The 13351-nt window shown below is 60.8% G+C and carries 14 protein-coding genes and 1 pseudogene; 4 read left to right on the forward strand and 11 right to left on the reverse strand.

Annotated features, from left to right (window positions below; all coding sequences use genetic code 11):
* A partial coding sequence (gene glnS, locus AB5Y92_RS01000; RefSeq protein ID WP_368225196.1) for a glutamine--tRNA ligase occupies positions 1-1496 on the forward strand: 1496 nt, incomplete at its 5' end.
* Between the two features lie 114 nt (positions 1497-1610).
* Here glnS and fur read toward each other — a convergent pair.
* Positions 1611-2039, reverse strand: coding sequence for a ferric iron uptake transcriptional regulator (fur, locus tag AB5Y92_RS01005; protein WP_005334301.1), 429 nt, complete (start codon positions 2037-2039; stop codon positions 1611-1613).
* Between the two features lie 241 nt (positions 2040-2280).
* Between fur and AB5Y92_RS01010 the strand changes: the two genes are divergently transcribed.
* Positions 2281-2754: a DUF4442 domain-containing protein gene (locus AB5Y92_RS01010; RefSeq protein WP_368225198.1), complete on the forward strand. Its 474-nt coding sequence runs from the start codon at positions 2281-2283 to the stop codon at positions 2752-2754.
* 90 nt (positions 2755-2844) lie between these two features.
* Here AB5Y92_RS01010 and fldA read toward each other — a convergent pair whose 3' ends face one another.
* The 4 genes from fldA to AB5Y92_RS01030 are packed head-to-tail and all read right to left on the reverse strand — an operon-like array spanning position 2845 to position 4785.
* Positions 2845-3369 (reverse strand): flavodoxin FldA, encoded by a 525-nt coding sequence (fldA, locus tag AB5Y92_RS01015; protein WP_005334298.1) that lies wholly within the window; start codon positions 3367-3369, stop codon positions 2845-2847.
* 39 nt (positions 3370-3408) lie between these two features.
* A complete protein-coding gene (gene ybfE, locus AB5Y92_RS01020) occupies positions 3409-3705 on the reverse strand; it encodes a LexA regulated protein (RefSeq protein WP_005334297.1) in 297 nt (98 codons plus the stop codon).
* Positions 3706-3725: 20 nt separating this feature from the next.
* Positions 3726-3947, reverse strand: coding sequence for a DUF2788 domain-containing protein (locus AB5Y92_RS01025; protein WP_005334296.1), 222 nt, complete (start codon positions 3945-3947; stop codon positions 3726-3728).
* A 55-nt stretch (positions 3948-4002) separates the two neighbouring features.
* Positions 4003-4785, reverse strand: a complete 783-nt coding sequence (locus AB5Y92_RS01030; RefSeq protein WP_368225200.1) for an alpha/beta fold hydrolase — start codon at positions 4783-4785, stop codon at positions 4003-4005.
* A 274-nt stretch (positions 4786-5059) separates the two neighbouring features.
* Between AB5Y92_RS01030 and seqA the strand changes: the two genes are divergently transcribed.
* Together seqA and pgm are read left to right on the forward strand one after the other, a co-directional pair.
* A complete protein-coding gene (gene seqA, locus AB5Y92_RS01035; protein ID WP_005359410.1) occupies positions 5060-5569 on the forward strand; it encodes a replication initiation negative regulator SeqA in 510 nt (169 codons plus the stop codon).
* A 58-nt stretch (positions 5570-5627) separates the two neighbouring features.
* Positions 5628-7292 carry a phosphoglucomutase (alpha-D-glucose-1,6-bisphosphate-dependent) gene (pgm, locus tag AB5Y92_RS01040; RefSeq protein WP_033138901.1) on the forward strand — a complete coding sequence of 555 codons (1665 nt, stop codon included), beginning with the start codon at positions 5628-5630 and terminating at the stop codon, positions 7290-7292.
* Between the two features lie 89 nt (positions 7293-7381).
* Here the strand turns inward: pgm and mltB are convergent, their stop codons facing one another.
* The 6 genes and pseudogenes from mltB to AB5Y92_RS01070 form a co-directional block, all read right to left on the reverse strand.
* Positions 7382-8464, reverse strand: a complete 1083-nt coding sequence (gene mltB, locus AB5Y92_RS01045) for a lytic murein transglycosylase B (protein WP_368225202.1) — start codon at positions 8462-8464, stop codon at positions 7382-7384.
* Between the two features lie 132 nt (positions 8465-8596).
* Positions 8597-9211: a CDP-alcohol phosphatidyltransferase family protein gene (locus tag AB5Y92_RS01050; RefSeq protein ID WP_368225204.1), complete on the reverse strand. Its 615-nt coding sequence runs from the start codon at positions 9209-9211 to the stop codon at positions 8597-8599.
* A gap of 14 nt (positions 9212-9225) precedes the next feature.
* Positions 9226-9864 (reverse strand): ATP-binding cassette domain-containing protein, encoded by a 639-nt coding sequence (locus AB5Y92_RS01055; RefSeq protein ID WP_368225206.1) that lies wholly within the window; start codon positions 9862-9864, stop codon positions 9226-9228.
* A gap of 23 nt (positions 9865-9887) precedes the next feature.
* A complete protein-coding gene (locus tag AB5Y92_RS01060) occupies positions 9888-11522 on the reverse strand; it encodes an ABC transporter permease (RefSeq protein ID WP_368225208.1) in 1635 nt (544 codons plus the stop codon).
* A gap of 77 nt (positions 11523-11599) precedes the next feature.
* Positions 11600-12820, reverse strand: coding sequence for an ABC transporter substrate-binding protein (locus tag AB5Y92_RS01065; protein ID WP_368225210.1), 1221 nt, complete (start codon positions 12818-12820; stop codon positions 11600-11602).
* 17 nt (positions 12821-12837) lie between these two features.
* Positions 12838-13351 (reverse strand): annotated as a pseudogene (locus tag AB5Y92_RS01070) (pyridine nucleotide-disulfide oxidoreductase); the annotation flags it as partial.

The following is a 13351-nucleotide window of genomic DNA, read 5'->3' on the forward strand; positions in this document are numbered from 1 at the left end:
ACTATCAGGGCCAGTGCAACCTGCGTTTCGATGACACCAACCCGGTGAAGGAAGATATCGAGTACGTAGAGTCCATCAAGCAGGACGTACAGTGGCTCGGCTTCCAGTGGAACGGCGAGATCTGCTACTCCTCCGACTATTTCGACAAGCTGCACGGCTACGCCATCGAGCTGATTGAAAAGGGTCTGGCCTATGTGGACGAGCTGACGCCCGAGCAGATGCGTGAGTACCGTGGCACCCTGACCGAGCCGGGCAAGAATAGCCCGTTCCGCGATCGCAGCGTGGAAGAGAACCTGGCGCTGTTTGCCAAGATGAAGAACGGCGAGTTCGCCGAAGGCACCGCCTGCCTGCGCGCCAAGATCGACATGGCATCTCCCTTCATGGTGATGCGTGATCCGGTTATCTACCGCATCAAGTTTGCCCACCACCACCAGACCGGTGACAAGTGGTGCATCTACCCGATGTATGACTTCACCCACTGCATCTCGGACGCGCTGGAAGGGATCACCCACTCCATCTGTACTCTGGAGTTCCAGGACAACCGTCGTCTGTACGACTGGGTGCTGGACAACATCACCATCGACTGCCACCCCCGTCAGTACGAGTTCTCTCGTCTGAACCTCGAATACACCGTCATGTCCAAGCGCAAGCTGAACCTGCTGGTGACCGAGAAGCACGTCGATGGTTGGGATGACCCGCGCATGCTGACCGTCTCCGGTCTGCGTCGTCGTGGTTACACCCCGGCCTCCATCCGCGAGTTCTGCAAGCGCATCGGCGTCACCAAGCAGGACAACATCGTCGAGATGAGCATGCTGGAAGCCTGCATCCGCGAAGACCTCAACGAGCATGCGCCGCGCGCCATGGCCGTGCTGCATCCGGTGAAAGTGGTCATCGAGAACCTGGCTGCCGACGAAGTGCTGACAGCCCCGGCCCACCCGAGCAATGCCGAGATGGGTACCCGCGAGCTGAATTTCACCCGCGAGATCTTCATCGACGAAGCGGACTTCAAAGAAGAGGCGAACAAGCAGTTCAAGCGTCTGGTGCTGGGCAAGGAAGTGCGTCTGCGCAATGCCTATGTGATCAAGGCTGAGCGCATCGAGAAAGATGCCGATGGCAAAGTCACCTGCATCTACTGCTCCTACGATCCCGAGACCCTGGGCAAGGATCCGGCCGATGGCCGCAAGGTGAAAGGGGTGATCCACTGGGTCAGCGCCACTCACTCCCTGCCAGCGGAAGTGCGTCTCTACGACCGTCTGTTCAAGGTGCCGAACCCGGGCGCCGAGGATGACTTTGAAGCTGCGCTGAACCCGGAATCCCTGGTGATCATCGAGGGGGCCCGTGTCGAGGCCTCCCTGAAGAACGCCAAGCCGGAGCAGGCTTACCAGTTCGAGCGTGAAGGTTACTTCTGCGCCGACAACAAGCTCTCCAGCCCGGAGCATCTGGTGTTTAACCGCACCGTTGCCCTGCGCGACTCCTGGGGCAAGGTAGAAGGCTAAGCCGAGGGGGCAGGGGAGACCCTGCCCTGTGCGATGCCAACGGCCTGCGCCGGACAATAAAAAGCCAGCTGATGCTGGCTTTTTATTGTCCGTTATCTGCAAGTCACGGGCGACTTATTCGTCGTGCTTGCACTCACCTGTTGCACAGTGACCGTAGAGGTAGAGGCTGTGGTTGGTGAGACGGATATTGAATTTCTTGGCGATCTCGCGCTGGCGCTGTTCGATCACTTCGTCGGAGAACTCGATCACCTTGCCGCAGTCAAGGCAAACCAGGTGGTCGTGGTGCTCCTGAGTGGCCAGCTCGAATACCGACTTGCCACCTTCGAAGTGGTGACGGGTAACGATACCGGCATCATCAAACTGGTTGAGAACGCGATAGACGGTAGCGAGACCAATCTCTTCACCCAGGTCGATCAGTCGTTTATAGAGATCTTCGGCGCTGGTGTGCTGGCAGTCCGGCTGTTGCAGGATTTCCAGGATTTTGACCCGGGGCAAGGTGATCTTGAGCCCGGCCTTTTTTAACGCTTGGTTGTTGTCTGCCATATTCTACTTATTCGCATTCTCGAAGGTGGGGTTATTCTGATGGACTGCCGCAGGAATGGCAACCTTGAACTCGCTTGGCCTGCCATTATAGGTCGTAGCCTCCCTAAAAATAAACCCAGCAATTCAAGGGGTTTAGCCATAAATGGCCGGTTGGATTGAAATAATCAATCGTGTCGTCCGACTTGCTGGCATGGCAGATGTTGATAAGATGTAACTTTCATATTCTGGTCGGATGAGATCCATGGATTGGCTTTTTGACAATGCGGCCTGGGTGCGCCGCGCACTCAACGCCTGGCCCCCTTTCTGGGGGGCCGGTATCAAGATAGAGACCCTGAGCGATGACTTTCGCTACTGCCGGGTGACCCTCAAATCCTGCTGGTGGAACAAGAACGCCAACCGCACCCAGTTTGGCGGCAGCATGTTTGCCATGACGGACCCCATCTATCCGCTGATGCTGATGGGCTACTTCAAGAATCGCTACTACGTCTGGGACAAGGCGGGCAGCATCAACTACATCAAGCCGGGCAAGGGCAAGCTGGTGGCCGAGTTCAACCTGACCGAGGGCAAGCTGGCCGAAATCGTGGCGGCGACTGAAGGTGGCAACAAGCATTTCCCCGAATTCGAGGTGACGGTACAAGACAAGAGCGGCGAGCTGGTGGCGCAGGTCAAGCGCACCCTCTATGTGCGGGCCAAACCGGAGCACAGAGGTGAATAACAGGGAAGAATAAAGGCAGGCATCGCAACAAGCAGATACAACAAGGGCCCCGTCGGGGCCCTTGTTGTCAGAGGTATGAGGGGAGGCGGATTACTCCAGCTCGCCCAGGCACATCTCTTCGTGCAGCTGCTTGCACCAGCCCTTGACGCGCTCGGCGGTCAGCTCCGGCTGGCGATCTTCATCGATACCCAGACCGACAAAGTGCTTGTCATCGACCAGTGCCTTGGAGGCTTCGAACTCGTAGCCGGCAGTCGGCCAGTGACCGATGATGATGGCGCCTTTGGCTTCGACGATGTCGCGCAGGGTGCCCATGGCGTCGAGGAAGTACTCGGAATAGTCTTCCTGATCACCGCAACCGAAGATGGCGACCAGCTTGTTGGTGAAGTCGATTTCGCCCAGATCGGGGAAGAAGTCGTCCCAGTCGGCCTGGGCTTCGCCGTAGTACCAAGTCGGGATGCCGAACATCAGCAGATCAAAGCTCTCGATGTCGGCCTTGCTGCTCTTGGCGATGTCACGGACTTCAATCAGGTTTTTGCCCAGCTCTTTCTGGATCATCTTGGCGACAGCTTCGGTGTTACCGGTATCGCTGCCAAAAAACAGACCTACACTTGCCATAGTGTTTAGTTACCCGTATTTGGTGTTAATGCTCAACGCTCAGACTGCAATGTCCACCGCAAAGGCGGACTCAATCTGTTGTTTCAGGATAGATTGGATCAGCTCGGCTCGGCTGATGTTCTGTTGTAACGCAAGTTGGTTCAGGCGCTCCAGCAACTCGGCCTCCACCTTTAACTCTACCCGCTTCAGCCCATTTTCCCGATCGCGCTTAAGCTGGTTACGCTTGTTGATCTTGAGCTGGGTCTCGCGGGGGAGTGGATTGGTCTTTGGCCTGCCGGGGCGCTTCTCATTTGCGAACAGATCCAGTGTTGTTCGATCAGTTTGCTGTTTGGCCATACATCACAGATGAAAATAAGTTAGCCGAGTCCTGAGCCTTCCCAGCCCAGTTCGATCAGCCCCTTGGCGACAAAACCCGCACAACCCAGAAACAGTACCAACCAGACGATAAAACGACCGAAACGGGGCACGTTGCCACGCTTGAGCACGTCCTGAATGGCCAGGCCAATCAATATGAAAATGGCCACAAAGAATAACTTGAGGCCCAAACTTTCGATCAGGTCGATATGTTCACTTAGCATGGATTGCGCACACTCCTTATGACCGGCGCACTATATCACAAAGGATTTGAAACTGTTAACCGCCTGTCGACAGGAAATCCACAACCAATTTGTTGAACAGAGCCGGTTTTTCCGCATGCAACCAGTGGCCGGTACCCGCGATGACACGCACCTTTGCCGCCGGGAATTGGGCCAGGGCTGTCTCGCTGTATTGGGGCTGCATATAGTCAGAATCCCCCCCTTTGATAAAGAGCACCGGCCCCTCGAAGCGGCGTTCATCCTCTGGCCAGCCCATGATGTTGGCGTAGTTTTGCTCAAGGGCGGGCACATTGAAGCGCCAACCCCAGCCATGCTCGCCTCTGGCGAAGGATTTGAGCAGGAACTGGCGTACCCCGGCGATCTCGATGTGCTGCGCCAGCATGGCTTCCGCTTCACTGCGGCTTTGCGGCGGCGTATGCAGGGTGGCGTTGAGTCCGGCGAACACATTCTGGTGGCGGGAGTGGGGATAGGCGACCGGCGCCATGTCAGCTACCACCAGTTTGCTCACCCGCGTGGGCGCCAGTTTGGCGACCTGCATCCCGACCTTGCCACCCATCGAGTGGCCAATCAGGGTCGCTTCGGCAATATTCAGCCGATCCATCAGGGTGAGGATATCGGCCGCTTGTGCCGGATAGCTCATCTCGCTGCTATGAAAGGAGGCTCCGTGGTTGCGCAGATCGACGCTGATGACCCGATAGTGCTCGCAGAGGGCACGGGCCAGCAGGCCGAGGTTGTCTAGGCTGCCAAACAGGCCGTGGATCAGAATGACTGCCGGGCCCTGACCCTGCTCCTTGAAGTTCAATATGCTGTTTTGTTGCAAAATGACACCTTGTCGGTCGTGGGTGCGTATCGCTGTTTTATTTAACGCACTGGAAAGAAAAGGATTTCGTCCAACGGATGGGGAATAAATGTGGTTTTTTTTCTAAAAAATCCCGTCCGGATCGGCTATCAGTGCGGCTGATCACACACTTGGCCCGCTATTATGCCGTATTCTCGATGAGATTCATGTACATCTGCCAGCCCCTTGCTTGGGCTGTCGGGTTTGCCTATGTATAATCGCCGCATCCGAATTTCGACGAGTCCAGCGCATCCCTATGAAAACCATCGAGCTTGATGACGATCTCTACTTCTATATCGCCAGCCAGACCCGGCACATTGGTGAGAGTGCCTCCGATATCCTGCGCCGTCTGCTGGAACAGCCTGCTCACCAACGTGTGCCGGTTGCCGAGCCCGTTGCCGTCGCGCAGCCCAGTACGGTAGCCACCCGGCAAGGGCTGCAAGCCCTGCTCGATTCAGGTGAGCTGCAAAAGGAAGAGAAGTCCATCAACCGCTTTATGCTGGTGCTGAGTACCCTCTACCGGGATAACCCGGAAGGCTTTACCCAGGCCACCGAAATCAAGGGGCGCAAGCGCGTCTATTTCTCGCAGGATCCCGAGGCTCTGCGTGCCAGCGGTAGCACCACCAAGCCCAAGCCGGTACCGGAGACCCCGTTCTGGGTGATCACCAACACCAACACCAGCCGCAAGCAGAATATGGTGGCCCAGTTGATGGCCAGCATGGGCTATGGCGAAGAGGTGATCGCGCAAGTGTGTGGCGCCATTTAACGATTCTTCAAGACTCAGGCCTTGCCCGGCAAGGCCGCCATTACGCAAGGAAAACGCCATGGCTCAGCATTCCCACGCCGGTCAGCCGGCCCGTTTAAGCGATCTGACCAACATCCCCCGTCTGGTCAGCGCCTACTACCTCAACAAGCCGGACATGAGCCGCCCCGAGCAGCGGGTGGCCTTCGGTACCTCCGGCCACCGTGGCAGCGCCCTGCACAATGCCTTTACCGAATCCCATATTCTGGCGGTGACCCAGGCGCTGGTGGAGTATCGCCAGCAGGCCGGCATCACGGGCCCGCTGTTTGTCGGCATGGATACCCACGCCCTGTCCGAATCCGCCTTTGCCAGCGCCGTCGAAGTGCTGGCGGCCAACGGCGTTGAAACCCGCATTCAGGCTGGCCTCGGCTTCACCCCGACCCCGGTCATCTCTCATGCCATCCTGCGCTACAACTCTGGCAAAGAAGGGGCCAGCAAGCCTGCAGCGCGCGCCGACGGCGTGGTGATCACTCCGTCCCACAACCCGCCGGAAGACGGTGGCTTCAAGTACAACCCGCCCCACGGTGGTCCCGCCGAAGGGGAGATCACCAAGTGGGTGGAGGATCGCGCCAACGCCATTCTGGAAGCGGGTCTGGCCGGTGTGAAGCGGATGCCGTTCGCCGAGGCGCTCAAGAGCCCGTTCGTGGTCGAGCACGACTATGTCACCCCCTATGTGGATGATCTGAAGAACGTGCTGGATATGGATGCCATCAAGAACGCGGGCATCAAGATCGGTGTCGATCCGCTGGGGGGATCCGGCGTCGCCTACTGGGACGTCATCGCCAAGACCTATGGTCTGAACATCGAGGTGGTGAACTACAAGGTCGACCCGACCTTCTCCTTCATGACCCTGGATAAAGACGGCAAGATCCGGATGGACTGCTCCAGCCCGTTCGCCATGGCGAGCCTGATTGCCCTCAAGGACAAGTTCGACATCGCCCTTGGCAATGACCCTGACTACGACCGTCACGGTATCGTTACTAAGTCTGGCCTGATGAACCCGAACCACTATCTGGCGGTGGCGATCCAGTACCTCTTTACCCATCGCACCGGCTGGTCTGCCGATGCGGCCGTCGGCAAGACGCTGGTCTCCTCTTCCATGATCGACCGGGTTGCCGGCGAGATTGGCCGTACCCTGAAAGAGGTGCCGGTCGGCTTCAAGTGGTTCGTGGATGGCCTCTACAGCGGCGAGTTCGGCTTTGGCGGCGAGGAGAGCGCGGGCGCCTCCTTCCTGCGCAAAGATGGCACCGTTTGGACCACCGACAAGGATGGTTTCATTCTGGCGCTGCTGGCGGCGGAAATTCTGGCGGTGACCGGCAAGGATCCGCAAGCCCACTACGACGCACTGGAAGCCAAGTTCGGCCGCTCCAGCTATCGCCGTATCGACGCACCGGCCAACAGTGCCCAGAAAGCGGTGCTCTCCAAGCTGGATCCGGCACTGGTGGAAGCCTCAACGCTTGCTGGTGAGCCCATCATCGCCAAGCTGACCAAGGCGCCGGGCAACGATGCAGCCATCGGCGGCCTCAAGGTGGTGACCGAGAACGGCTGGTTCGCGGCGCGCCCCTCCGGCACCGAGTCCATCTACAAGATCTACATGGAGAGCTTCAAGGGCGACGCGCACCTCGACCTCATCCAGCAAGAGGCCCAGCAGATCGTCTCCGCGGCACTGGCCAAGGCCGGGGTCTGATTTCGGGTCAATCTGCCGTGAATAAATAAAGTAATTGGTATAAAAAGGAGCCGTTAAGGCTCCTTTTTTTATCTGCTGCTCGCGGTCTGTCAGCGCGCTGCCTTCACCGCCAGCCCCAGCTGCCACACCGCCATGGCGTAGTGAGTGCTGTGGTTGTAGCGGGTGATGGTGTAGAAGTTGGGCAGACCGTACCAGTATTGGTAGCCGGTGCCGACATCGAGGCGCAGCAGGCTCGCTTCGTTGTGGTTGCCCAGGCTACTGGTGGGGGTGAGCCCTGCGCGGCGCAGGGTGGCGACCGGGTAGCGGGTCTGGAAGCCATGCTCATAGCCGGGCAGTTGGCCCTGACCGCGCACCGCAACCGGTTGGCCTTTCTCCCAGCCGTGGGCCTTGAAGTAGTTGGCGACGCTGCCGATGGCATCTACCGGATCCCACAGGTTGGTGTGGCCGTTGCCATCAAAGTCCACCGCATAGCGCTGGAAGCTGGAGGGCATAAACTGGCCGTAGCCCATGGCGCCCGCATAGGAGCCCTTGGGTTCGGTGGGATCCATCCCCTCGTCGCGGGTCATCACCAGGAAGGCTTCCAGCTCGCTCGTGAAGAACTCGGCGCGGCGCGGATAGTCAAATGCCAGAGTGGCCAGCGCATCCAGAATGCGGGTCTTGCCCATCACCCGGCCCCAGCGGGTTTCCACCCCGATAATGCCGACGATGATCTCCGGCGGCACCCCGTAGATCTGCTCCGCCCGGTTCAGCTCGCTTGCGTATTCACGCCAGAAGTTGACGCCGTTCTGTACGTTGTCTGGGGTGATGAACTTGGCGCGATAGCGGTTCCAGGCGCCGGTCGGGCCGGTGGGCTTGGCGGTAGTCGGCGCCTGGGCATCCATCAGGCGGATGATCCAGTCGTAACGCTCTGCCTGTGCCAGCACCTGATGCAGCTGGGCGTTGTCAAAACCGTGCTTCTCGACCATTTTCTGGACGAACCGATCCACGTTGGGGCGATTGGCGAAGTCCCCCTTGCTAACCCCTTGTGTATAAACGGGTTTGCTCGATGGCGCCTGATTGATAAAGGCGCTCTTGGGCTGGGGGACGACCACGGGCTTTGGCGCAGGGGCGCTGCTGCAGCCACCGAGCAGGGGGAATAACGACAGAGTGAGAAGAGAGGCAAGGCGACGCATAGGGTTCTCAAAGAGACTGATAAAAGTGCCGTCATGGTAAAACATTGTCATCCCCGTGCAAGTGTTCCGTGTGCCTTGTTTGCCGCCAATTCATCGTGCGATGGATTAGCCCTTCTGTGAGGGCTGTGCTGTTTATGGCTGGGGGGTACGCAGGGTGTGGTAGCCGCTCCAGAGTCGGGTCAGGGTGGTGATGGCGCAGAGCAGGGCAAAGCCGTAGGCGAGCGGGGCGAAGGCGGCGGGCCACAGGCACATCAGCACAAAGAGGGCGATGGTCTCGCTCCCCTCGGTGAGGCCACCCAGATAGTAGAGGGATTTGTGGTGGTAGACCGGATTGTCGATGCCCCGCTTGCCCGCCATGATGGCAAATGCCAGAAAGCTCGACCCTGTGCCCATAAAGGCAAACAGCAGGGTGGCGGCGGGTAGCGCATTGGCGGGGGCGGCTAGGGCAAAGCCCAGCACCACGGCGGCGTAGAAAATAAAGTCGAGGGTGATGTCGAGAAAGCCGCCGCAGTCGGTGATGCCGGTTTCCCGCGCCACGGCGCCATCGAGCCCGTCCAGCAGTCGGTTGAGCAGGATGGCCGCGAGTGCCCACTGATAGCAGCCAAAGGCCAGCAGCGGCAGCGCCAGCATGCCGATGGCAAAGCCGGTGAGGCTCACCTGATTGGCACTGACCCCGGCGCGGCAGAGCGGTTTGGCGAGCCGGGTGAGGGGGCTGCGGATAACGGGGATCAGGTGGCGGTCAAACAAGGTGAACTCCTCGGTCAAAAACGGGATTCGGTGAGCTGAAGTATGGTGCCCGGCGCGTCCTCTTCGTCGTGGGTCACCAGAATGGCGGGGATGGCCAGCGCCTTGATCTGCGCGAACACCAGTTCGCGAAAGGCGGCCCGCAGCGGCTTGTCGAGACGGGAGAAGGGTTCGTCCAACAACAATGCCTCGGGTTCGGCTAACAGCGCCCGCAACAGGCTGACGCGAGCCTTCTGGCCGCCGGAGAGCGCTCCCGGCAGCTTGTCTGCCTGACTGGTCAGATCCACCTGCGCCAGCGTAGCCACCGCCTTTTCTCGCCTCGCCCTGTGCCCCTTCACGCTGGCCTGCATGCCGAACATCAGGTTCTCCGCCACCGTCAGATGGTCGAACAGCAGATCATCCTGAAACAGCATGCCGATGCGCCGCGCCTGGGGCGGCAGCTGGGTGAGCCGGCGTTCGCCAAGGGTCACGTCCCCCTCCAGCCGGAGCGGGCCGCTTGCGGGCAGTACCCCCACCAGCGCCGCCAACAGTGAGCTCTTGCCACAGCCGCTGGGGCCCATCAGGGTCAACACCTCGCCGGGGGCCACCTGCAGGGCGGGCAGCGAGAGCAGCAGATTTTCATCAAGGTAAAGCCGAAGAGGCGTGGTGCTCAGCATATGGCTGTTTCCATCATCAGAGTTCATCGTGAGCCGCCCCCCTTGAGCGCCGGATTGATCCGCGCCGGCAGCCAGAGCGCCAGCAGATAGATAACGAGCGGCAGCAGCAGTTGCAGCAGACCGTATAGCCCCGCCAGTCGCCGGTTGAGGCCGCTGCCGATGGCCACCGCTTCCGTGGTGATGGTGACCACTCTGCCAGCCCCAAACAGCAGGGTCGGCAGGTATTGGGCCAAACTCACCGCCGCCCCGACGCCGAAGGCAAACAGCAGCGGGCGCGCCAGCAGCGGCGCTTTCACTTGCCACCAGGCTCGCCAAGGCGTAGCCCCCAGCAGCAGGGCGTTCTGAGTGATCCGCGGATCGAACTGGCGATAGGGGCCGTGCAGACACAAATATACATAAGGAAAGACAAACAGCAGCTGGCTCCAGAGCACCCAGCCCCAGCCAATGCCGCTGCTTATCGAGTCATGTGCAAGCCAGTCCAGCCCGAGCCGGATACCAAACAGCAGGCTCGCTTGCGGCAGCAACAGCGGCAGGCAGATAAGCCAGAGCGGCCAGGGGCGGCGGCCGGCTTGTGCCTCCAGACTGCACACCGCCATCATCAGTGCCAACAAGCCGCTCACCAGCGCCAGCAGTGCGCTGGTTACCAGCAGTGGCAGCAGGGTTGGCAGCAGATCCAGCCAGTAGTGACTGCTCCACTGGCTGGGCCAGAGGGCGGGAAAGGGCCAACGGCGCGCCAGTGACCAGAGCAGCAGGGCCGCCAGCACCGCCAGATTAAGGGTGATCAGAGTGAGTGCAGAGCCTGCTGCGAGCCGGTTGGCAAAGGAGTGGGGCGCCGCCCGTTTGCCATCGAGCCAGCAGCCTTTGCCCACCTTTTGATGAAGCCACTCCAGTAATCTGAGCATGGCGATCAGCAGCGCCGTGATGGCGAGCAGCAGCAGGGCGCCGCTGGCGGTGGCGCCGCGCCAGAGCAGATCCGGATCCTGATACCAGAGCCACAACCGCACCGCCAGCGGAGCGGGGGCATCGGGCCCGAGCAGCTGGGCGAGATCCACCACCGCCACCCCATAGGCCGCCACCGCATAGATGGGCAGGCGCAGGGCAGGCCAGAGCGCTGGCAGCAGCAGGCGCCACCAGATCTGGGGAGCGCTGAAACCGAGGCTCGCCCCCAGCCACTGCTGGCGTGCCAGCAGGATGGGTTGCTGCGCGGCCATCGCCATCAGCAGCAAAAAGGGGGTCTCCTTGAAAACGAGCAGTGCAATCAGCCCGAGTCCCCAAGGATCCCGAATGGTTTGCCAGTCGGGAGGCAGTTCAAACCCGGTCAGAGCTGGCGAGACGAGCCGTAGCAGCCAGCCGGAGGGGGCGAGCAAAAAAGCAAAACCGATGGCAAAGGCGACGTGGGGCATGGCCAGCATGGGCGAGAGCAGGCGGCGGAGCAGACCGAAAGCCCGGCTGTCGCTGTGGGCCAGCAGCAGGGCGGTCATCAGCAGGCTGCCAAGGGTCGAGGCGGCGCCAATCCACAGGCTCAGCGCTGCTGAGTGCCAGAGGCCTGGCTGGGTCAGCAGCAAGGCGAGATGAGAGGCGGTCATCCCCTCTGCCAGCAGTTGCCACAGCCCCGCCAGCAATGGGATGACGAAGAGTGCCAGATAAATAACCGCCATCCCCGTACTCATAGTGGGGTGGCGTGTCAACCAGCGCCACGGTCGGGAGCAGGAATGCGGGTGACCAGCGGCACTCATCAGTGACCGTAACGCTCGGCCCAGGCCGCTTCCAGTTTGAGCTGCCAGCTGGGGTGAGGTTCGGCCACCGCGTTGAAGCGCAGCGCCGGTTGCCCTTTGGCGGAGTCAGGCAGCACATCGGCCCGCAGCACGCTGGGATCACCCCAGAAGGCCGGATTGGCCTTGCGCGCCTGCGCCGCCGGGCTCAGCAGGAAGTTTGCCACCACCTTGGCACCCGCACGGGCACTGGCGTTGAAGGGGATGGCGAGAAAATGGCTGTTGGTGAGCGCCCCTTTCTCCATGGCTACCGCTTCCACGCTGGGGGGCAGGGCGCCAATCTGGGCGGCGCTTTGCGCCTCCTGCGGGTTGAAGCTGATGGCCATGGCCAGTTCGCCATCATCGAGCAGTTGGCGGGTCTCGGCGGCGCTGGTGGGGAACAGTTTTCCCTTGCGCCAGAGTGCCGGATGCAGCTCATCGAGCCAGGCCCAGAGCGGGGCGGTGAGTTGGGTAAACTCGCTCTCGGTCGCTTCCCGATAGAGGGGGGCCGGGTCTGGCGTCAATTCCAGCAGGATCTGCTTGAGAAAACTGGAGCCATGGAACTGGGGCGGCTTGGGATAGGTGAAGCGACCGGGATGGGCCTTGGCCCACGCCAGCAGGGCTGCTGCCGAGGTGGGCGCTCTGGCGACCTCTTCGGTGTCGACCATCAGATTGAGCTGGCCGATGCCCCAGGGGGCTTCCAGCCCTTCAACCGGCAGGGTGAAGTCCTCACTCACCGGCAGGGTGCTGTCGACCAGTGCCATGTTGGGCAGCTCGGTGGTAAAGGGAGCGCCGAGCAGCCCCTGCTCCTTGAGCGCCTTGAAGTTCTCGCCGTTGACCCAGAGCAGATCGATGGGGCCGCCAGCCTGCTTGCCCGCCTGCTTGTTGGCCAGCAGCTGGCTGACGCTCTGGGCAATGTCATCCACCTTCACCTGCACCAGCTTGACCTGATAGTCGCGCGCCAGCTCCTGCCCGGCCCACACCAGATAGGCGTTGATCTCCGGGCTGCCGCCCCAGGCGTTGAAGTAGACGGTCTGCCCCTTCGCCTCCTCAAGGGTCCATTGCCAGTTGTCAGCTGGAGTGGCTAACAGCGGGCCGCTGGCCAGCAGTGGCAGGGCGCACAGCAGGGCGTTTAGCCGCTGTTTGAGCCAAGAGTTGCGGTGCGAGTTGAGGTGTGAGCCGAGCAGTGAGAATGGCTTGAGCATAAACGTTTCCCTGATTGTCAGGCGCCACGGCGCCAGCGGTGATAACGGGCCAGCAACGCCAGCACCCGGGTGGGCTGGTGGGCCCGTTTCCATTCACCCGCCACATATTTGTTCCCCTCCATCAGGGTGGGGTAGGCGTGAATGGTGCCGAGGATCTTGCCAAGACCGAGGCGGTGACGCATGGCGAGCACAAATTCGGCGATCCGTTCACCGGCGTGAGTGCCCACTATGGTGGCGCCAAGGATAGTATCCTTGCCCGGCACGGTCAGCACCTCGACAAAACCGTGGCGCTCCCCATCGGCAATGGCGCGATCCAGCTCGGCCAGCTCGAAGCGGGTCGCCTCGAAGGGAATCCCCTGCGCCTCGGCCTCCTTGCGATTGAGGCCGACCCGGGCAATCTCCGGCATGGTGTAGGTGGCCGCCGGAATGACCCGATAGTCGGCCCGAAAGCGTTTGAACTGGCCAAACAGGGCATTGACCGCCGCATACCAGGCCTGATGGGCGGCGAAGTGGGTGAACTGGTAAGGGCCC

It is taken from the genome of Aeromonas sp. R1-1 (assembly GCF_040908495.1).
Taxonomy (GTDB): Bacteria; Pseudomonadota; Gammaproteobacteria; order Enterobacterales; family Aeromonadaceae; genus Aeromonas; species Aeromonas veronii.